Raw genomic sequence first — 19,059 nt, forward strand, 5'->3', positions numbered from 1 at the left:
GCAGCTTCAGCCGGCCACGCAGACGCCCTGGGCGGCCCCCGGCTGGGACAGCATGATGGTATTGCGCCCCGCGTGCTTGGCTGCGTAAAGCGCGTTGTCGGCGCGGCCGATCGCCTGATCCGGGGTTTCCTCGCCGTCGAATTCGCTGACGCCGATGCTGATCGTCACCCGCAGTTCCTGCCATTCGGCGCAGGGAATCGACTCGGCAACCGCCTGACGCAACTTCTCGGCGACGGCGCGTGCTTCCCCGGCAGCGCAGCCGGGCAGGACCAGCAGGAATTCCTCACCGCCCCAGCGCACGGCAAAGTCAGCCTCGCGCAACTGGGTACGCAGTGCGGCGGCAACCTGGACCAGAACGCGATCGCCGACGCGATGCCCGTAACCGTCATTGACCGCCTTGAAGTGGTCGATGTCGGCGAGGAGGAAGCTGATCGGCCGCGGGCTGCGCCGGTAGCTGGCGATCAGCTTGTCGATCAGGATGCCGAAGGCGTGGCGGTTGAGCAGTCCGGTCAGCTTGTCGGTCGACGCCATCTTCTCGATCCGCGACTGGTAATGACCGAGCGTGATGTAACAGAGCCAGGTGACGATCAGCGTCACCAGCAGGCTGATCGCCAGGTTGATGTACAGGGTCTGGCGGACGCCAGCGAGCGCGACGTCCTCGTTCTGCTCGACGAACAGGTACCACTGCAGCTCGGGCAGGTAATTGACGTTGAGGATGTGGTTGTCGCCCTCATCGACGAACTGGTAAATGCCGCCGCCCTGCTTGAGGATGGCGTCGAGCTGCGCCGCCAGCCCCGGCCGCTGGCGCAGGTTGGGTAGCGGCACCTGATCGCCCTGGACGACGACGCGACCACTGGCGTCGGTGAAGTAGATGGTGCGCTTGAAGCGCGCCTGGTACTCGCGGATCAAGCGGCGCACCGAGTCGACGGTGAGGCCGATGCCGGTGGCACCAATGTAGCGGTTGTCGAAATCGAAGACCCGGTAATTGATGAAGATGGTCAGCGCGTCGCGGTTGGCCAGGTCGGGATCGACGTTGATCTCGTAATCCTCGCTCATCTTGCGCACCCGGTAATACCAGACATCGCGCGGCTCGCTCGGCGACACCTGCTTCAGGATGCCGTCGCCGGTGTAGTAGATGGCGGTTTTTTCCGAGACGAAGAAGCTGCTGAAAGCCTTGTGCCTGAGCTTGATCTCATGCAGGTAACGGGTCATCGCCCGGACGTCGCGTTCGCCGCCGAGCACCCAGTCGCGCAGGAAGGTGTCGTGCGCCATGGTTGACGAGATCAGTACCGGTCGCACCAGATCCTTCTGGATTTCCGAATAGATGTTGCTCGCCGTCAGCGGCAGGTCCTGGCCGATGATCGCGCTGCGGATCGCCTCGCGCGAGACGAAGTAGCCGAACAGCGTGGTGGCGAAGAAGCCGACGCTGAGCAGCAGGCCGAGCAGCAGAATCAGGCTGCGGCGATCGATGAGGCGGAGTTTTCCGGGCATGGGGGCATTATGCGCAAGGGACCGCCAGAAGACCAGCCTCCCTGATGACAGTTCAAAATGGCGATATTTTCGTGGAAACAAGCCGTTACAATAGGATGTTCCAGCACAAGATAAAATCGCCGGATGTCATCCCAGCCCCACCAGCCCAGCTTCTCGATCCCGGTCCGCGTTTACTACGAGGATACGGATGCCGGCGGCGTCGTCTACTACGCCAATTACCTGCGCTTCTTCGAACGCTGCCGCACCGAATGGATGCGCAACGCCGGTTACGGCCAGGCCCAGCTCGCCGCCGAAGCCGGCATCGGCTTCGTTGCCCGCAAGGCAAGTTGCGAATACCTGAAACCGGCGCGCCTCGACGATCTGATCGAGGTCGGCCTGAGCGTCGAGAAGCTCACCCGCGTCCGCGTCGTTTTCCGCCAGTCGGTACGCCGTGGCGACGAGGAGCTAGTCACCGGCGAGGTTGAAATCGCCTGCGTCAACATGGCGACCATGACCCCCGCCCCGATTCCCGATTTCCTGCATACCCGGCTCGAACAACTCAAATGAACGTCACCCAGGACCTCTCCATCCTCCATCTGATCCTCGAGGCTTCGGCCGTCGTCCAGATCGTCATGGCGCTGCTTGCCGGCGTCTCCTTCATGTCCTGGTACTACATCGCGATGAAATGGTTCGCGGTACGCCAGGCACGCGCCAAGACCGAGGATTTCGAACGCGACTTCTGGTCCGGCGGCGACCTCAGCAACCTTTACCAGAGCGCGGTCGAAGGCCGTCACCAGACCGGTTCGATGGAACGCATCTTCGAAGCCGGCTTCCGCGAATTCACCAAGCTGCGCGGCCAGAAGCACCTCGATTCGAAAGACGTGGTCGACGGTTCGCGGCGCGCCATGCGCGCCACCTACCAGCGTGAGATGGATGCCCTCGAAGCGCACCTCGCCTTCCTCGCCTCGGTCGGCTCGGTGTCGCCCTACATCGGCCTGTTCGGCACCGTCTGGGGGATCATGCACGCCTTCCGCGGCCTCTCCAACGTTGGCCAGGCAACCCTCGCCTCGGTTGCCCCCGGCATCGCCGAAGCCCTGGTGGCGACGGCGATCGGCCTCTTCGCGGCGATCCCGGCGGTGCTTGCCTACAACCGCTTCTCGCACGACATCGACCGCCTGGCGGTGCGCTACGAGTCGTTCATGGAAGAGTTCTCCAACATCCTGCAGCGGCAGATGCGTTAAACCATGCGCCAGCGCCGACTCAAGAACGAAATCAACGTCGTCCCCTACATCGACGTGATGCTGGTGCTGCTCGTCATCTTCATGGTGGCGACGCCGATGATGACGACCGGCTCGGTCGAGCTGCCGAGCGCCGGCACGGCGCCGCAGAAACCCGACAAGTACCTGAAGGTGCAGGTCGACAAGGACGGCGCCCTGGTCCTCTTCGACCTTGACGGCAAGGAGCGCCCGCTGGCCGGCATGCGCGAGCTGCGCGAGCAGCTCGCCGGTCGCCAGGAAGCCCGTGAGACGGCGGTACTGGTGGCTGGCGACGGCGAAGCGCCGTACAAGGAAGTGATCCGCGTGCTGGACGAGGTCAAGAAGGCCGGCTTCTCCCGCGTCGCGCTGGAAACTGCGGTCAAGTAAGGCAATGCGCCCGGAAGCCCCCGCCGAACCTGGCCGCAAGAAGGCGCTGACCTTCACGCTGCTGGTCCACCTGGCACTGATCGGCGCCCTTTTCCTCGGCGTGCAGTGGAAACGCAGCGAACCGGAGGCGATGCAGGTCGAGCTATGGTCGCCAACACCGCAGAAGGCGACACGCGTCGCCCCGCCGGAACCGGCACCGGCGCCAGAACCCAAGCCCAAACCGGAACCGAAGCCCGAACCGCCGAAAAAACTGGAAACGCCAAAGCCGCCGGCGATCGTCGTCAAGGAAGAAAAGAAGAAGCCGGAACCCAAGCCCGAGCCGCCCAAACCGGCGCCGAAACCCGAAGCCAAACCGGTAGCGAAGCCGAAGAACGATCCGTTCAAGGAAATGCTCGAACGCGAAAACCGGCAACGCCAGGTCGTCGCCGAACAGGACCACCTCGCCGAACTGGCCGACCAGGCGCAGAAAGCAGCGGCCAACCGGCGCGGGCTGGAAGGCTACGCGGCGAAGATCCGCACCAAGGTGCGCGGCAACATCGTGCTGCCGCCCAACCTGCCGGGCAACCCGGAAGCCGTGTTCGAGGTCAACCAGTTGCCTGGCGGCGACGTTCTATCGATCCGCCTCAAGCGCTCGAGCGGCGTGCCGGCGCTCGACGAAGCGATCGAAAGGGCGATCCGCAAATCCTCGCCACTGCCGAAGCCCGACGACCCCAGCCAGTTTCAGCGCACGCTCGAAATCAAATACAAGCCGTTTGAAGAGTAGAATCGCAACCCATTCCATGAAGCCGACATCACAATGTCCAGAATTTCCCGTCGCATCTTCCTGATTTTCGGCCTGCTCGGCGCCGGCCTGGCCCAGGCCCAGCTGTCGATCGAGATCACCGGCGCCGGCGCCAGCCGGATTCCCGTCAGCATCGCCGAATTTGCCGGCGATGCCGCGTTGTCGCACGACATCACCAGCGTCGTCCGCGCCGATCTCGAACGCAGCGGCCTGTTCCGCATCGTGCCGCCCAGCGGGACGATGGACGAGAACGCGCCAGTCGATTATGCCGCCTGGAAAGCCCGTGGCGCTGATGCACTGGCCGCCGGCAGCGTGCTGCGCGCGGCCGACGGCCGCATCGAGGCACGCTTCCGCCTCTACGACACACAGAAGGGCGAGCCGCTGGGCGGCGCCGTCTACGTCACCGGCAAGGCGCAGATGCGCATGGCCGGCCACCGCATCGCCGATTTCATCTACGAGAAGCTGACCGGCGAACGCGGCGTCTTCTCGACGCGCATCGCTTACGTCGTCAAGTCGCGCGGTCAGTACCTGCTGCAGGTCGCCGATGCCGATGGTCAGGGCGCCGCCACCGCGCTGACCTCGGCCGAACCGATCATCTCGCCGGTCTGGTCGCCGGATGGCAGCCGCCTCTCCTACGTCTCCTTCGAGAAGAAGAAACCGATGATCTACGTGCATTCGCTGGCTTCCGGCCAGCGCCGCATCGTCGCCAACTTCAAGGGTTCCAACTCGGCACCGGCGTGGTCGCCGGACGGCCGCAAGCTCGCCGTCGTCCTCTCCAAGGACGGCAATTCCCAGCTGTACACGGTCAACGCCGACGGTGGTGGCCTGCAGCGCCTGAGCCAGTCCGCCGGCATCGACACCGAACCGCGCTACGCAGCGGATGGTTCGAGCATCTATTTCACCTCGGATCGCGGCGGCAGTCCGCAGATCTACCGGATCGACGCCAATGGGGGCTCCGCCCAGCGCGTCACCTTTGAAGGCAGCTACAACGTTTCGCCCCGTCCCTCGCCGGACGGCCGCACGCTGGCCTTCATCTCCCGGCGCGAGGGACGTTTCCAGCTGGCGGTCATGGACCTCGCCAGCCGCCAGGTGCAGGTACTCACCGATTCGACCAAGGATGAGTCGCCGAGCTTTGCCCCGAACGGCCGGATGATCCTGATCGCCACGGAAACTGGCGGGCGCGGCGTACTTTCCGCCGTCTCCGCCGACGGTCGCATAAAACAACGCCTCACCATTGCCGCTGGCGACGTCCGCGAGCCGGCTTGGGGGCCATTCCTGAAATAGAACCTCGTCGGAGAAACTCATGAAGAAACTGTTGTCGATTTCCCTGCTGCTCGCCCTGATCGCTGGTTGCAGCACCACCCCCACCCCGGACGAAAACGCTGGCGCCCCGGTTGAAAGCCGCACCGGCAGCCAGCAGTCAGACGTCACCCCGGTGGTTGCCGACGGCCTCGACGCCAGCGGCCTGCCGCGCGTCCTGACCGACCCGAAGAGCCAGCTCTCGCAACGCAGCATCTACTTCGATCTCGACAAGTACGAAGTGAAGAGCGAATACCAGGCGCTGGTCGCCGCCCACGCCAAATTCCTGGTCGCCAACCGCGACTTCAAGGTGCTGCTGCAAGGCAACACCGACGAACGCGGTAGCCGCGAATACAACCTGTCGCTCGGCCAGAAGCGTGCCGACGCGGTGAAGCGTGCCCTGGTCCTGCTCGGCGCCCGCGAAGATCAGGTCGAATCGGTCAGCCTCGGCGAAGAAAAGCCGCGCAACCCGGGCCATGACGAAACCGCCTTCGCCGAAAACCGTCGCGCCGACATCCTCTATCGCGCCCCTGACGGCCGCGGCGAGTTCTGATCATGCGCCGCCTGCCGCTGCTGATGCTGGTCGGGCTCCTGGGCAGCCAGCCTGCCTGGGCGCTGTTCGACGACAACGAGGCCCGGCGCCAGATCGCTGACCTGAAGATCGCCAGCGAGGCGCGCTTCGATCAGCAGGCCCGGGCCCAACTCGAACTCTCGGCGCAGATCCAGCGCCAGGCGGAAGAAATCGCCCGCCTGCGCGGCCAGGTCGAAACCCTGAGCCATGAACTGGAGCAGGCCAAGCAGCGGCAGCAGGACTTCTATCTCGACCTCGACAGCCGGCTGCGCCGCTTCGAGGCCGCCCCAACGGCCGCCAGCGCTGGCGGCCCGCAGGCGGCGGTGGCCGGTGACCAGGGCACGGAAACCCGCAGCTACGACGCTGCCCTCGACCTGTTCAAGGCGGCGAAATACGCGGAAGCGGCGGCCGCTTTCGCCAGCTTCGTGCAACAGCATCCGACTGCCACGCTGGCGCCCAACGCGCAGTACTGGCTGGGCAATGCCTGGTTCGCGCAGCGCAACTGCAACAAGGCGATCGAAGCGCAGAGCCAGGTCATCACCCGCTACCCGGACAGCGACAAGGCGCCAGACGCGCTGCTGGCGATCTCGACCTGCCAACAGGAACTCGGCAACCGCAAGGGCGCCGCGCAATCGCTGGAAACCCTGCTCCAGAAATACCCTGCCTCACCGGCCGCCGACAAGGCCAGGGAACGTCTGAAGAAGAACTAAGTGGCGCTGCGCATCACCGAAATCTTTTACTCGCTGCAAGGCGAGGCCTCGCGGGTCGGCCTGCCGACCGTCTTCGTCCGCCTCACCGGCTGCCCGCTGCGCTGCACCTGGTGCGACACCACCTACAGCTTCAGCGGCGGCGAGATCATGGAAATCGCCGAGATCCTGGCCGCCGTCGCCCGGCACCCGGCGCATCAGGTCTGCGTCACCGGCGGCGAGCCGCTGGCCCAGAAGGAATGCCTGCCACTACTGACGGCCTTGTGCGACGCCGGCTACGACGTCTCGCTGGAGACCTCGGGCGCCTTCGACATCGCCCCGGTCGACCCGCGGGTTTCCTGCATCATGGACATCAAGGCACCCGATTCCGGCGAAGCAGCGAAGAATCTGTGGGCCAACCTGGCGCATCTGCAGGCAAAAGACGAGATCAAGATCGTCATCGCCTCGCGCGAGGATTACGAATGGGCGCGCGAAGTCGTGCACGCGCACGCCCTCGACAGCCGCTGCCCGGTCCTCTTTTCGCCGGCGCAGGGCAGCGTCGAGCCGGTGGCACTGGCCGGCTGGATCCTCGAAGACGGCCTGCCGGTGCGCTTCCAGTTGCAGTTGCACAAGCTGCTTTGGGGTAACATTCAGGGCAAATAGCCCCTGGAGACAAGCATGGCCGAGAATCGCAGGCAATTCACCCGCATCGGGTTTTCCGGGCCGGCCCGCCTGTTCCTGGCCGATGGCGAACATCCGGTCGAAGTGCTCGACCTCTCCCTGAAGGGCGCACTGATCCGTCCTACTGCCGCGATGTACACCCGCATCGGTGGCCAGGGTGTGCTCCATCTGCGCCTCGACGGCGGTGAAACCGACATCCGCATGGCGGTCACCGTCGTCCATCATCAAGGCGACGCCTACGGCCTGGCCTGCCATGAAATCGACCTCGACAGCGTGACTCACCTGCGCCGCCTGGTCGAACTGAACCTCGGCGACGAATCCATTCTCGAACGCGAAATCGGCCTGCTCTCCCGCGGTTGATGAGAAGCGTTCTTGCTGCGCCACTATCACTTAAGGCATACTGCGATTAGCCATCCTTTAGAGATGGAATATAACTTCAGAACCGTAGACATGAGGGAGTGTCATGTCGGACTTCGAGTTTCCGGAGGCACCTGCTGATAATCCCCTCGCTGCGGGGGATCAGCATGCCATCCTTAACCAGATTGGTGCTGCCGTCATGTTCACCGATGCCGACGAGCGCATCGTCTGGACCAACGACGCCTTCACCCGTCTGACCGGTTACCGGCCGGAGGAAATCGTCGGCCAGACCCCGAAAATACTCGCTTCCGGCCGCCAGTCGGCGATCTTCTATACGCGCATGTGGCAGGCGCTCGACAGCACCGGACACTGGGAAGGCGAAATCTGGAACCGGCGCAAGAACGGCGAAATCTACCCGGAATGGCTGATCATCAATCGCTGCGATGATGCAGCCGGCGATCTCTCCGGCTACGTCGCGACTTTCTCCGACATCAGCAAGCTGAAACATGCCGAATCGGAAGTCCAGCACCTCGCCTTCTACGACCCACTGACCGCGCTGCCCAACCGCCGCCTGCTGCGCGACCGCCTGCAGCAGGCCTGCATGGTCGGCAAGCGGCGGGGCGAGCACGGGGCGCTGCTAATCATCGACATCGACAACTTCAAGATCCTCAACGACACCCTCGGCCACGACATCGGCGACCACCTGTTGATTGAAATCGCCTGCCGCCTGCGGCAGTGCATCCGGCAATGCGACACCGCTGCCCGCCAGGGGGGCGACGAGTTCGCGGTAATGCTGGAAGACCTCGATCCCCACCCGCAATCGGCGGCGGTCAGTGCCGGAGCGATCGCCGAAAAGATCCGCGAAGTGCTTTCCCATCCGGTCCCGCTGGCCGAAGGTCATGAGCATTACTGCACGGCGAGCATCGGCGTCACCCTGTTCCGCGGCCGCGAGAAATCGGTCGACACCCTGCTCAAGCAAGCCGACATTGCCATGTACAAGGCTAAGGAAGCCGGCCGCAACGCGACCCGCTTCTTCGACCAGGCGATGCAGACGACGCTCGACCACCGCGCCGGCCTCGAAGCCGGCCTGCGCCACGCGCTGGCGCGCGACGAATTCGTCCTCTACGCCCAGCCGCAGGTCAACGCCGAGGGCGCCCTGAGCGGCGCCGAACTGCTACTGCGCTGGCAGCCGCCGGATCGACCGCTGGTGCTGCCCAACGATTTCATCCCGCTCGCCGAGGAAAGCGGCCTGATCGTGCCGATCGGCCTCTGGGTGCTGCACAGCGCCTGCGCCACGCTGCGCCGCTGGGCCGCCGACCCGCGACGCGCCGGGCTGGCGCTGGCGGTCAACGTCAGCGCCCGGCAGTTCCGCCAGCCCGACTTCGTCGAACAGGTGGCCGGCGCACTGGCCCGCCACGGCATTGCGCCGCAACGCCTGAAGCTCGAACTGACCGAAAGCCTGCTGCTCGACAAGGTCGACGAGGTGGTGGCCAAGATGCGGGCGCTGCACGCGCTCGGCGTGCGTTTCTCGCTCGACGACTTCGGCACCGGCTACGCCTCGCTCGCCTACCTGAAGCGCTTCCCCTTCGAGCAATTGAAGATCGACCGCTCGTTCATCCGCGACATCACCAGCGACCCCGACGATGCGGCGATCGTCCGCGCCATCGTCGCCATGGGCGACGCGCTGCGCCTTGATGTCGTCGCCGAGGGGGTCGAAAACGAGGCCCAGTACGCCTACCTCACCGAACACGGCTGCCGCGCCTTCCAGGGCTACCTGTTCGGCCGGCCGGTACCGCTGACGGACTTCGAAGCGGCGCCCTAAATCCCCAGGTAGCGATGCCAGATCGCGTGATCGGCATCGAGCTCGGCCGAACTGCCCGCCCAGACGACGCGACCGCGTTCGACGATGGTGTGGCGGTCGGCCAGCGCGATCAGCTTTTCCACGTACTTGTCGACGACCAGGACGCTCTGTCCCGCGCCGCGCAGGCGGTCGAGGCAGGCCCAGATCTCGTCGCGGATCAGCGGCGCCAGACCCTCGGTCGCCTCGTCGAGGACGAGCAGGCGCGGGTTGGTGACGAGCGCCCGACCGATCGCCAGCATCTGCTGCTCGCCGCCGGAGAGCTGGTTGCCGAGGTTCCTGCGACGTTCGGCGAGGCGCGGGAAGAGTTCGTAGACGCGGGCTGGCGTCCACGGCCCGGCAACACGGCGCCGGTTGGCCTGGAACGCCACCAGATGCTCGTCCACCGTCAGGTTCGGGAAACACTGGCGGCCTTCCGGCACCAGCGCGATGCCGGCACGGCCGATGCGGTCAGGGCGCCAGCCGTCGATCCGTTCGCCAGCGAAGCGGATGCTGCCGGCGCGTACCGGCTGCAGGCCGCACAGCGCGCGCAGTGTCGTCGTCTTGCCCATGCCGTTGCGGCCGAGCAAGGTCGCCGCCTCGCCCTCGGCCATCGTCAGGTCGATCCCGAACAGCACCTGGCTCGGCCCGTAGGCGACTTCCAGGCCAACGATTTCGAGCAGCGCGCTCACAGGTGGTCTCCCAGGTAGGCGCGGCGGACATCGGCGTCGTTGCGCACTGCGTCCGGCGTGCCGGTACAGATCAACTGGCCGTTGACCAGCACCGAGATGCGGTCGGCCAGGCGGAACACGGCGTCCATGTCGTGTTCGACGAGCAGGATGGTGACGTGACGGGCGAGGTGTTCGATCAGCTCGACCATGCGCGCCGATTCCTCGGGGCCGGTGCCGGCCATCGGCTCGTCGAGGAGCAGCAGTTGCGGCTTGGTCGCCAGCGCCATCGCCAGTTCGAGCGCCCGCTGCTCGCCGTGCGAGAGATTGCCGGCAAGCGTTGTTGCCTTGTCAGCGAGGCCGACCTGGCCGAGGAATTCCCGGGCTTCGTCGAACAGCCGGGCCTCGCGCCGCACCGGCCGCCAGAAGCGGAAGCTGCTGCCGGCATCCGGCCGCCCCTGGACGGCCAGCGCGACGTTGTCGAGCGCCGACAGGCCAAGGAAGACGTTGGTAATCTGGTAGGAACGCGCCATGCCGGCACGCACCCGATCGTGCATCGCCAGCCGGGTGACGTCGCGGCCGGCGAAGCGGACGCAGCCGGCGTCCGGGAACAGCGCCCCCGACAGGTGGTGGATGAAGGTCGTCTTGCCGGCGCCGTTGGGGCCGATCAGCGCATGCACCTCGCCGGCGGCGACCGCGAAATCGACCGCCTTCAGCGCCTCGACCGCGGCAAAGCGGCGCGTCAGCCCGGCAACTTCGAGCAGGTTCTCAGTCACGCGAGCTCCCGAACAGCGCGGCGACCCCCTTGGGCGCGAACAGCACGATACCGAGCAGCAGGCCGCCAAGCACCATGTGCCAGTGCGCAAACCAGCTCAGCAGCAGCTCCTCCAGACCGAGCAGGACGATGGCACCGACGACGCCGCCGTAGAGGTAGCCGACGCCGCCGATGATCACCATCACCAGCAGCGTACCCGACTGCGTCCATTGCAGCAGGCTGGGGCTGGCCAGCCCGCTCTGGTTGGCGAGCAGCGCCCCGGCCAGACCGGCGCAGGCGCCGCCGAGCGCGAAACAGACCAGGCGGTAGCGGAACACCGGGTAGCCAAGCGCCTCCATGCGCGTCTCGTTCTCGCGGATCGCCTGCACGGTGCGCCCGAAACGGGCCTCGGCCAGGCGCCCGAAAAGGAACATGGCGAGCGCCAGCGCGCCGAGCGCGGTGTAGTAGAGCGCCGCGTCGCCGGCCAGACTGAAGCTGCCGAACTGCAGGCGCTCATAGATCGGCAGCCCGTCGTCGCCGCCCCAAGCGCTGGCGGAAACGAACAGGTAATAGACCATCTGGGCGAAGGCCAGGGTGATCATGATGAAGTAAACGCCGCGCGTGCGCAGGCTGATCGCCCCGACCAGCAGCGCGAACAGCCCGGCCACCGCCATCGCCAGCGGCAACACCAGCAGCCCCTGCTGGATGCCGGCCTGGTGGCAGATCGCCGCGACGTAGGCGCCGATACCGAGGAAGGCGGCGTGCCCGAGCGACACCATGCCGCCGAAGCCGAGCACCAGGTTGAGGCTGCTGGCGGCCAGCGCGAAGATCAGCATCCGCGTCGCCAGGCCGAGGTAGTAACTCTGCTCGAAGGCATCGAGCAATGGGGGCAGGGCGCCCAGCGCCAGCAGGGCGACGAGGGCAGCGACGGGCTGCCAGGGAGCGGAACGGTGGAAAGCCATCTAGGCGCGCGCCGGGAAAAGGCCTTGCGGCTTGAAGAAGAGGATACCGGCCATGAGCAGGTAGATCAGGATCGACGCCAGCGCCGGCCCCAGCGTTGCCGCCGCGTCGGCCGGCAGGACGGCGCCGAGCAGGGTGGGCAGCAAGGCCCGGCCGAGGGTGTCGACCGCACCGACGATCAGCGCGCCAACCAGGGCGCCACGGATCGAACCGATGCCGCCGATGATGATGACGACGAAGGCGAGGATCAGCACGCTCTCGCCCATGCCGACCTGCACCGCCAGCAGCGGCCCGAGCAGGCCGCCGGCGAGCGCGCAGAGGGCGGCGCCAAAAACGAAGACGGCGGTGAACAGCGCCCGCACGTTGATGCCGAGGGCTTCGGTGATCTCCCGGTTGGCGGCGCCAGCGCGCACCCACATGCCGACCCGGCTCTTCGCCACCAGCAGGTAGAGCAGGGCGGCAACCGCCAGGCCGCAGCCGATGATCAGCAGTCGGTAGGCCGGATAGAAGAAGCCGCCGATCTCGACCGGCCCGGCGAGTGCTTCCGGCGGATTGAGCATGAGCGGCGCCGGCCCCCAGATCAGGCGCACCGCCTCGTTGGCGATCAGGATCAGGGCAAAGGTCGCCAGCACCTGCGACAGGTGGTCGCGCCGGTAGAGCTGGCGAAACAGCGTCAGTTCGAGCAGCAGGCCGAGCCCGGCGGTGGCGGCGACACCGACGCCCAGCCCGAGCCAGAACGAATCGGCAGCCTGCGCCGCGGCGGCGACGAAATAGGCGCCGACCATGTACAGCGAGCCGTGCGCCAGGTTGATGCAGTCCATGATGCCGAACACCAGCGTCAGCCCGGCAGCAAGCAGGAACAGCATGAGGCCGAACTGCAGGCCGTTGAGGGCCTGTTCGAGGATCAGTTGCGTCATCGGTCAGACGAAGGCGGCGATGCCGGCTCCCGGCAGATCAGCATCAGTCCCTCGCTGAGCAGCCAGATTGCCGCCCACAGTGCGGCGAAGAGCGCCACCGCACCGGCTGCGAAACCGGCGCCGAAGCTCTCGCCGCATTGCCCGGGCCAGATGCAGCTGGCCGCCATCCAGAGCAGCCAGCCGGCGACCACCGCGTGCACCGCCGTCAGCCCGCGCCGCAGCAGCCGGCACCCCGGCCGTCGCGGCAGATCGCCCCGCCACCATTGCCAGAGACGCCAGACAGTCCCCGCCAGCGCCAGCGGAATGACAAGGAGGAAGGGCGCGAGCAGGGTTTCCAGTCGTTTCCCCGGCGGCCATCACTTCATCTTGCACTGCGCCACGTAGGCATCGGCATGATTGGTGAAGATGCTGCCCATCGTCTTGTTGGTGACCCGCCCCTGGGCATCCTTGCCGATCACGCGCAGGTAGTAGTTCTGCACCGGGTAGTGGTTGCTGTTGAACCTGAAGTCGCCGCGCACCGACTTGAAGCGCTTGGCTTCCAGCGCCTTCTGCAGCGCCTTCTTGTCGGCGACGTTGCCCTTCACGTCGCGCACCGCGGCGTCCATCATCAGCGCCGCGTCGTAGCCCTGCGAGGCGTAGAGCGACGGCAGGCGGCCGTATTCCTTCTCGAAGGCGGCGACGAAGCGCTTGTTCTCGGCATTGTCCATGTCGTGCGCCCAGTGCGACGAGTTGAACATGCCCATCATCGGCGCACCGACCGCCTTGATCACGTCCTCGTCGGCCGAGAAGCCCGGCGCGAACAACTGGGTGTCGCGCGACAGGCCGGCGGCGACGAACTGCTTGACGAAGTTGATGCCCATGCCGCCCGGCAGGAAGAAGAACAGCGCGTCCGGCTTGCCGGCGCGGACCTTGGCCAGTTCGGCGGCGTAATCGAGCTGGCCGAGCTTGGTGTAGATCTCCTCGCTGACCTGACCCTTGTAATAACGCTTGAAACCCGACACCGCGTCCTTGCCGCCCGGGTAGTTCGGGGTGACGATGACGACATTCTTGAAACCCTTGTCCTGCACGACCTTGCCAACCGCCTCGTGCAGGTTGTCGTTCTGCCAGGCGACGTTGAAGAAGAAGGGGTTGCACTGCTCGCCCGCGTACTGCGACGGGCCGGCATTGGCCGAGATGTAGAAGGTCTGGTTCTGGAAGACGGCGGGGCCGACGGCGAGCATCAGGTTGGAGAAGACGATGCCGGTCATGAAATCGACCTTGTCCTTCTTCAGCAGCTTGTCGGTCGCCTGCTTGGCGACATCCGGGTTCTGCTGGTCGTCGGCGACCAGGACTTCAGCCGGCAGGCCGCCGAGCTTGCCGTTCAGTTGCTTCATCGCCAACTGGAAACCGTCGCGGATATCGACGCCGAGACCGGCCCCGGGACCGGACAGGGTGGAAACGAAACCGACCTTGATCTGGTCGGCGGCGTGGACGGCGCCGGCCAGCATCAGGGCGGCGGCGAGGGCGGTCAGGCGGATCGGCATCTTGTTCTCCGTGGCAAGGGTGACAAGCGGCAAATTGTAGCGCAGGAACAAGCAGATACCGTCCCGGTCGACGGGCAAATTCGGGTATATTCGCGCCCCATGAAAGAAAAAGCCGTAGTCCTTCTGTCCGGCGGCCTGGACTCCGCCACCTGCCTCGCCATCGCCCGCAGCCAGGGTTTCGACTGCTACTGCCTGTCCTTCGACTACGGGCAGCGGCACAGCGCCGAGTTGCAGGCGGCCGACCGCGTGGTCAAGGCGCTCGGTGCCGCCGAGCACCGGGTGATCAATTTCGGCCTCGCCCAGTTCGGCGGATCGGCGCTCACCGACACCTCGATCGCCGTGCCGACCGCCGGCGTGCAGCCGGGCATTCCGGTCACCTACGTGCCGGCGCGCAACACCATCATGCTTTCGCTGGCCCTGGCCTGGGCCGAGGTGCTGGGCAGCCGCGACATCTTCGTCGGCGTCAACGCGGTCGACTACTCCGGCTACCCGGATTGCCGCCCGGAATACATCGCCGCTTTCGAGAAAATGGCCAACCTGGCGACCCGGGCCGGCGTCGAAGGGCAGAAACTGCACATTCACGCGCCGCTGATCGACCTTTCCAAGGCCGACATCATCCGCACCGGCCATGCGCTGGGCGTCGACTACGGGCTCACCGTTTCCTGCTACCAGGCCGATGAACTCGGACGCGCCTGTGCTGTCTGTGACTCCTGCCGGCTGCGCGCCGAAGGTTTCGCCGCCGCCGGCCTTCCCGATCCCACGCCTTACCGGACCTGACATGGACGTCGACGTTTCCCCCAATACCGTACTCTGGCTGACTTTCGCGATCTCTTTCATCTTCGGGGCGATCGGCCAGAAAACCCATTTCTGCACCATGGGCGCGGTTTCCGACATCCTCAACATGGGCGACTGGAGCCGCATGCGCATGTGGCTGCTCGCCATCGCCGTCGCCATCCTCGGTGCCGGCGCGCTGCACGCAAGCGGCCTGATCGACCTCGACAAGTCGATCTACCGCAGCACCAGCCTGACCTGGCTATCCTATCTGGTCGGCGGCTTCTGTTTCGGCGTCGGCATGGTGCTCGCCTCCGGCTGCGGCTCGAAGACGCTGATCCGCATCGGCAGCGGCAACCTGAAGTCGCTGGTCGTCTTCCTCGTCCTCGGCCTTTTCGCCTACATGACGATGCGCGGCGTCTTCGGCGTCTTCCGCGTCACCTATCTCGACCCGGTGGCGGTGAACCTGCCGCAAGGCCAGGACATTCCCTCGCTGCTCGCCGGCTTCGGCATCGCCGAAACGACTGGCGCCACCCTGGCCGTCCTCGCCATCGGCGGCGGCCTGCTCGCCTTCTGCCTGCTGCGCCGCGACTTCTGGACCCTGGACAACCTGCTCGGCGGTCTCGGCACCGGGCTGCTGGTGGTGCTGGTCTGGTACGTCAGCGGCCATCTCGGCTATCTGCCGGAACATCCGGACACCCTGGAAGAAGCCTTCCTCGCCACCAACAGCGGGCGCATGGAATCGCTGACCTTCGTCGCCTCGGTCGGTTACACGCTTGAATTGTTCATGCTCTGGTCAGATACCAGCCGCGTCCTGACCGTCGCCATCGTCTCGGTGCTCGGCGTCATCGCCGGCTCGGCCGCCTGGTCGCTGGCCACCCGCAACTTCCGCTGGGAAGGCTTCGCCAGCGTCGAAGATACTGCCAGCCACCTGATCGGCGCCGCGCTGATGGGTTTCGGTGGCGTCACCGCTTTTGGCTGTACGGTCGGCCAGGGCATCACCGGCGTCTCCACGCTGGCGCTCGGCTCCTTCATCGCGCTGGCGGCGATCATCGCCGGCTCGGTGATTGCGCTCAAGGTCCAGTACTGGCGGCTGATGCGCGACTAACCCGAAGCGCCGTCGCCTTCCTTGAGTTTTTCGATGACCAGCGGGAAGGCGCCGGAGCCGATCAGGGCGACCGCGGAAACCAGGAAGGCGAGGCCGGCCATCGGGTCGTCGAGCACCGGGTGCAGCAGGGCGCCAAAGCCGGCAACGCTGATCGCGCCAATCAGCGCACAAAGCGCGCCGAGCGCCGAAAGCAGCAAGAAGGAAGTCGGGTAACGTCGCATGCGGCAAGTGTAGACGAGCGCGGGCTTCGGCGCGAAGATAGCCGGGCATTTTAATAATTCAGGAGACAATGATGAAGCGCCGCCAATTCCTCCGCACGCTGGCCGTACTGGGCGCCGCTGGCGCCGCCGAATTCACCCCCTGGCATGCCGTCAGCGCCTTTGCCCAGGAACTCGACAACTTCGTGCGCGGCCCGGCGGTCAAGGATCACCCGCTGCGCCAAGTGTCCAAGCACGTGTGGATGATCTTCTCGCCCGACGGTTTCCCGACCCCGGAAAATCAGGGGATGATGTGCAACCTGACCTTCATCGACACGCCGAAGGGCCTGGTCGCCGTCGATACCGGCGCCTCGGTGCAGATCGGCGAAATGGCCGTCCGCCAGTTGAAGAAGACCTTGAAGAAACCAGTCGTCGCGATCATCAACACCCATTACCACGGCGATCATTTCCTCGGTAACCAGGCCTTCGTCGAAGCCTACGGCGACATGCCGATCCACGCCCACGCCGGCACCATCGAACAGATCAAGGGCATGGAAGGCAACACCTGGCGCCGCCTGATGGAGCAATGGACCAACCAGGCGACGATGGGCACCAAGGTCGTGCCACCGACCATTGCGGTCGACCACGGCCAGGAACTCAAATTCGGCGACGTCGTCCTGCGCCTGCATCACTACGGCAAGGCGCATACACCGTCCGACATCTGCGTCGAAGTCGTCGGCGACGGCCTCACCTGCGTCGGCGACGTGGCGATGAACGGGCGCATCGCCAACATGGACGACGGTTCCTACCAGGGCACGCTGAAAGCCTACGAGGCGCTGGAAAAGAACACCAAAACGAAAATCTGGCTGCCCGGCCACGGCGAAGCCGGTTCCGGCGTCCTGCAATGGAACCGCGAACTGTTCGCCGGCATCTACGAAAGCTGCGTCAAGGCCGTGCAGGCCGGTCAGCCGATGGAAGAAGCCAAGGCGCTGGTCCTGCGCGACCCGCGCGTCGCCAGCCGGGCCAAGGAAACCAAGGGCTTCGACAACAACATCGGCAAGTACGTCAGTCTCGCCTACCTGGAAGCCGAAGCGGCCGCCTTCTGAACTGGAAAGACGCATGAAAGAGATCAACCACCAGCGCCTCGATAAAGTCGTCGCCGACGCCCGCAAGGCCGCCGACGAGCGCGCCAAGGGCTACCGCGAGCGGGCGCTGAAGCTTTACCCGTGGATCTGCGGCCGCTGCGCCCGCGAATTCACGCACACCAACCTGCGCGAACTGACCGTCCATCACCGCGACCACAACCACGACAACAACCCGGCCGACGGCAGCAACTGGGAACTCCTTTGCCTGTATTGCCACGACAACGAACACCAGAAGCAGATCGAGGCCGACCGCGGCTATACCGACAGCCGCAACAACGCCCCGATGGCCACCCATTCGCCGTTCGCGGCGCTGAAATCACTGCTCGACAAAGACAAGTAACAATGCAGCGCCCGCAACGCCAGCCCCCGGCGGCCACCGACCGGGGAACCCGCATCGCCCTGCTGTTTGCGCTGCTCGCCCAGCGCCTGGACAGCTTCTACGAACACGGCCGGGAGCTCACGCCGGCCCAGGGCGCCGCCCTTGCCGCCGACTGGCTCGCCCGCAGCGGGCGTAGCCTGGCGCAGGAAGAGCGTCTTCACCTTTCACGCTTGAGCGAGGACATGGCCAGCACGATGCGCAGCACGCTCTCCCGCGAGGCCGGGCTATTCACCGCCCACGAAATGATGCAGGCGCTCGATCCCAACTACCATTCCGAGCTCGCCCGGACGCTGATGGTCGAGTGCGAGCGCCTGCTCGACGATTGAAAAAAGGCCGGCGGGTTTCCCCGCCGGCCTGCCATCGGCTGCTGCCGGAAATTACTGGACCTGCTGGATGCCGGCGATGACCCAGCCGCGATCGCCGCTGAGCGGCTTGCTCATGTGCCAGATTTCCGAGAAGTTCTCGACCGGACCGTTGCGTTCCTCGCGGACCTGACCGCTGAAATGGACGCTGACGATATAGCGGTTGGTTTCCTCGACCACGTCGATGACCTGGGCGTCGAGATGAACGACATCGGTTTCCTGGCTGGCACCGTTGCGCTCGCTGATCGCCATCTTGATCTCGGCGAACATTTCCGGCGAAGTGAATTCACGCAGATCATCCAGGTTGCCAGCATCGTTGGCAGCCTGCAGGCGGATGAAATTGACCTTGGCGTTGCGCACGAAGCCTTCGACATCGAAATCGGCCGGGATGTTGCCGCCAGTCGATTCAACGGCCTGCGCCGCCGGCGTGAAGGACGAACCACCCGCCGGGGCGAAGTCCGGTCGCGCAACCTTGCCCGGCTGACCGCCGTAATTGGCGCCAGCGCCCGCGTACTGCATGCCCTGAGCCGGCGCGCCTGCCTTCTTGCGCATGAAGAAGCCGATGGCGGCGATCACGGCGAAAGCCAGCAGGGCGATCATCATGAAGTTGGCCAGTCCTTCGCCGAAGCCGAAGTGCGAGGCCAGCGCGGCCAGACCTAGACCGGCGGCGAGGCCGGCGATCGGCCCCATCCACGAACGCTTGGGCTGGGCTTGCGGCGCCGCGGCGGGCGCCTGGGGCGGCGCCTGCTGAACATTACGGCTCGGCGGCGTGGCCTGGCGCTGCATGCCCAGGGAGCTGCCACCGCCCAGGCGCTTGGCTTCGGCATCGTTGATGTTGAGCGTCAGGCCGAGAATGACGGCCGCCGCCATGGCGATGAATTTGTTCATGAATGTCTCCTTTGGGGAACAAGTGAGGGCATTGTACGCAGCCAACGCCTTCCAAAAAAACA

At 65.7% G+C, this 19,059-nt stretch carries 24 protein-coding genes; 15 read left to right on the top strand and 9 right to left on the bottom strand.

Translation table 11 applies throughout. The annotated features are described in order from the left end of the window. Positions 1-6 precede the first annotated feature (6 nt). Complete coding sequence (locus tag ACE3OV_RS03815) at positions 7-1,491, bottom strand: diguanylate cyclase (RefSeq protein ID WP_374325185.1); 1,485 nt, start codon at positions 1,489-1,491, stop codon at positions 7-9. 123 nt (positions 1,492-1,614) lie between these two features. On the opposite strand from ACE3OV_RS03815, the gene ybgC reads away from it, so the two are divergent. From ybgC to ACE3OV_RS03865, 10 genes are all read left to right on the top strand, one after another. Then, the gene (gene ybgC / locus ACE3OV_RS03820) at positions 1,615-2,037 is read left to right on the top strand and encodes a tol-pal system-associated acyl-CoA thioesterase (protein ID WP_374325187.1); all 423 of its coding nucleotides are present in this window, start codon (positions 1,615-1,617) and stop codon (positions 2,035-2,037) included. After that, positions 2,034-2,711: a protein TolQ gene (gene tolQ / locus ACE3OV_RS03825; protein ID WP_374325188.1), complete on the top strand. Its 678-nt coding sequence runs from the start codon at positions 2,034-2,036 to the stop codon at positions 2,709-2,711. Before ybgC ends, tolQ begins: the two co-directional genes overlap by 4 nt. 3 nt (positions 2,712-2,714) lie before the next feature. Next, positions 2,715-3,113 (top strand): ExbD/TolR family protein, encoded by a 399-nt coding sequence (locus ACE3OV_RS03830; protein WP_374325191.1) that lies wholly within the window; start codon positions 2,715-2,717, stop codon positions 3,111-3,113. 4 nt (positions 3,114-3,117) lie between these two features. Beyond that, the gene (locus ACE3OV_RS03835) at positions 3,118-3,876 is read left to right on the top strand and encodes an energy transducer TonB (protein ID WP_374325193.1); all 759 of its coding nucleotides are present in this window, start codon (positions 3,118-3,120) and stop codon (positions 3,874-3,876) included. Between the two features lie 33 nt (positions 3,877-3,909). Continuing rightward, entirely contained in the window at positions 3,910-5,178 is a 1,269-nt protein-coding gene (gene tolB / locus ACE3OV_RS03840) for a Tol-Pal system beta propeller repeat protein TolB (protein WP_374325196.1), read from the top strand. 19 nt (positions 5,179-5,197) lie between these two features. Beyond that, a complete protein-coding gene (gene pal / locus ACE3OV_RS03845; protein WP_374325198.1) occupies positions 5,198-5,746 on the top strand; it encodes a peptidoglycan-associated lipoprotein Pal in 549 nt (182 codons plus the stop codon). Positions 5,747-5,748: 2 nt separating this feature from the next. Beyond that, complete coding sequence (gene ybgF, locus ACE3OV_RS03850) at positions 5,749-6,474, top strand: tol-pal system protein YbgF (protein WP_374325199.1); 726 nt, start codon at positions 5,749-5,751, stop codon at positions 6,472-6,474. Beyond that, positions 6,475-7,113: a 7-carboxy-7-deazaguanine synthase QueE gene (gene queE, locus ACE3OV_RS03855; RefSeq protein ID WP_374325201.1), complete on the top strand. Its 639-nt coding sequence runs from the start codon at positions 6,475-6,477 to the stop codon at positions 7,111-7,113. It abuts the gene before it with no gap. Positions 7,114-7,128: 15 nt separating this feature from the next. Further along, complete coding sequence (locus ACE3OV_RS03860; protein WP_374325203.1) at positions 7,129-7,491, top strand: PilZ domain-containing protein; 363 nt, start codon at positions 7,129-7,131, stop codon at positions 7,489-7,491. A gap of 103 nt (positions 7,492-7,594) precedes the next feature. Further along, positions 7,595-9,310, top strand: coding sequence for a putative bifunctional diguanylate cyclase/phosphodiesterase (locus tag ACE3OV_RS03865; RefSeq protein WP_374325205.1), 1,716 nt, complete (start codon positions 7,595-7,597; stop codon positions 9,308-9,310). Here ACE3OV_RS03865 and ACE3OV_RS03870 read toward each other — a convergent pair. The 6 genes from ACE3OV_RS03870 to ACE3OV_RS03895 all read right to left on the bottom strand — a co-directional run bounded on the left by ACE3OV_RS03870 (position 9,307) and on the right by ACE3OV_RS03895 (position 14,147). Then, on the bottom strand, positions 9,307-10,017 hold the full coding sequence (locus tag ACE3OV_RS03870) for an ABC transporter ATP-binding protein (protein WP_374325207.1): 711 nt from the start codon (positions 10,015-10,017) through the stop codon (positions 9,307-9,309). The genes ACE3OV_RS03865 and ACE3OV_RS03870 overlap by 4 nt on opposite strands. Continuing rightward, positions 10,014-10,769, bottom strand: coding sequence for an ABC transporter ATP-binding protein (locus ACE3OV_RS03875; RefSeq protein WP_374325209.1), 756 nt, complete (start codon positions 10,767-10,769; stop codon positions 10,014-10,016). The genes ACE3OV_RS03870 and ACE3OV_RS03875 overlap by 4 nt, the downstream gene beginning before the upstream one ends. Next, a complete protein-coding gene (locus ACE3OV_RS03880) occupies positions 10,762-11,709 on the bottom strand; it encodes a branched-chain amino acid ABC transporter permease (RefSeq protein ID WP_374325211.1) in 948 nt (315 codons plus the stop codon). Before ACE3OV_RS03880 ends, ACE3OV_RS03875 begins: the two co-directional genes overlap by 8 nt. Beyond that, complete coding sequence (locus ACE3OV_RS03885) at positions 11,710-12,624, bottom strand: branched-chain amino acid ABC transporter permease (protein WP_374325213.1); 915 nt, start codon at positions 12,622-12,624, stop codon at positions 11,710-11,712. Next, a complete protein-coding gene (locus tag ACE3OV_RS03890; protein ID WP_374325215.1) occupies positions 12,621-12,824 on the bottom strand; it encodes a hypothetical protein in 204 nt (67 codons plus the stop codon). Before ACE3OV_RS03890 ends, ACE3OV_RS03885 begins: the two co-directional genes overlap by 4 nt. 156 nt (positions 12,825-12,980) lie before the next feature. After that, on the bottom strand, positions 12,981-14,147 hold the full coding sequence (locus ACE3OV_RS03895; protein WP_374325218.1) for an ABC transporter substrate-binding protein: 1,167 nt from the start codon (positions 14,145-14,147) through the stop codon (positions 12,981-12,983). A 99-nt stretch (positions 14,148-14,246) separates the two neighbouring features. On the opposite strand from ACE3OV_RS03895, the gene queC reads away from it, so the two are divergent. Beyond that, positions 14,247-14,924, top strand: a complete 678-nt coding sequence (queC, locus tag ACE3OV_RS03900; RefSeq protein WP_374325220.1) for a 7-cyano-7-deazaguanine synthase QueC — start codon at positions 14,247-14,249, stop codon at positions 14,922-14,924. A 1-nt stretch (position 14,925) separates the two neighbouring features. Next, on the top strand, positions 14,926-16,026 hold the full coding sequence (locus ACE3OV_RS03905; protein ID WP_374325222.1) for a YeeE/YedE family protein: 1,101 nt from the start codon (positions 14,926-14,928) through the stop codon (positions 16,024-16,026). On the opposite strand, the gene ACE3OV_RS03910 is transcribed toward ACE3OV_RS03905, so the two are convergent. Beyond that, positions 16,023-16,247 (bottom strand): hypothetical protein, encoded by a 225-nt coding sequence (locus ACE3OV_RS03910; RefSeq protein ID WP_374325224.1) that lies wholly within the window; start codon positions 16,245-16,247, stop codon positions 16,023-16,025. The genes ACE3OV_RS03905 and ACE3OV_RS03910 overlap by 4 nt on opposite strands. Positions 16,248-16,318: 71 nt before the next feature. Between ACE3OV_RS03910 and ACE3OV_RS03915 the strand changes: the two genes are divergently transcribed. From ACE3OV_RS03915 to ACE3OV_RS03925, 3 genes are read left to right on the top strand one after another with little or no spacing between them, the layout of a single operon-like run. Next, positions 16,319-17,329: an MBL fold metallo-hydrolase gene (locus tag ACE3OV_RS03915; protein ID WP_374325226.1), complete on the top strand. Its 1,011-nt coding sequence runs from the start codon at positions 16,319-16,321 to the stop codon at positions 17,327-17,329. A 13-nt stretch (positions 17,330-17,342) separates the two neighbouring features. Then, positions 17,343-17,708 carry a YajD family HNH nuclease gene (locus ACE3OV_RS03920; RefSeq protein WP_374325228.1) on the top strand — a complete coding sequence of 122 codons (366 nt, stop codon included), beginning with the start codon at positions 17,343-17,345 and terminating at the stop codon, positions 17,706-17,708. A 2-nt stretch (positions 17,709-17,710) separates the two neighbouring features. Then, positions 17,711-18,073 carry a hypothetical protein gene (locus tag ACE3OV_RS03925; RefSeq protein ID WP_374325230.1) on the top strand — a complete coding sequence of 121 codons (363 nt, stop codon included), beginning with the start codon at positions 17,711-17,713 and terminating at the stop codon, positions 18,071-18,073. A gap of 51 nt (positions 18,074-18,124) precedes the next feature. Here the strand turns inward: ACE3OV_RS03925 and ACE3OV_RS03930 are convergent, their stop codons facing one another. After that, positions 18,125-18,997 (bottom strand): Tim44 domain-containing protein, encoded by an 873-nt coding sequence (locus ACE3OV_RS03930; RefSeq protein ID WP_374325233.1) that lies wholly within the window; start codon positions 18,995-18,997, stop codon positions 18,125-18,127. Positions 18,998-19,059: the final 62 nt, after the last annotated feature.

Origin of the sequence: Azonexus sp., assembly GCF_041909095.1 — a bacterium.
Classification (GTDB): Bacteria; Pseudomonadota; Gammaproteobacteria; order Burkholderiales; family Rhodocyclaceae; genus Azonexus.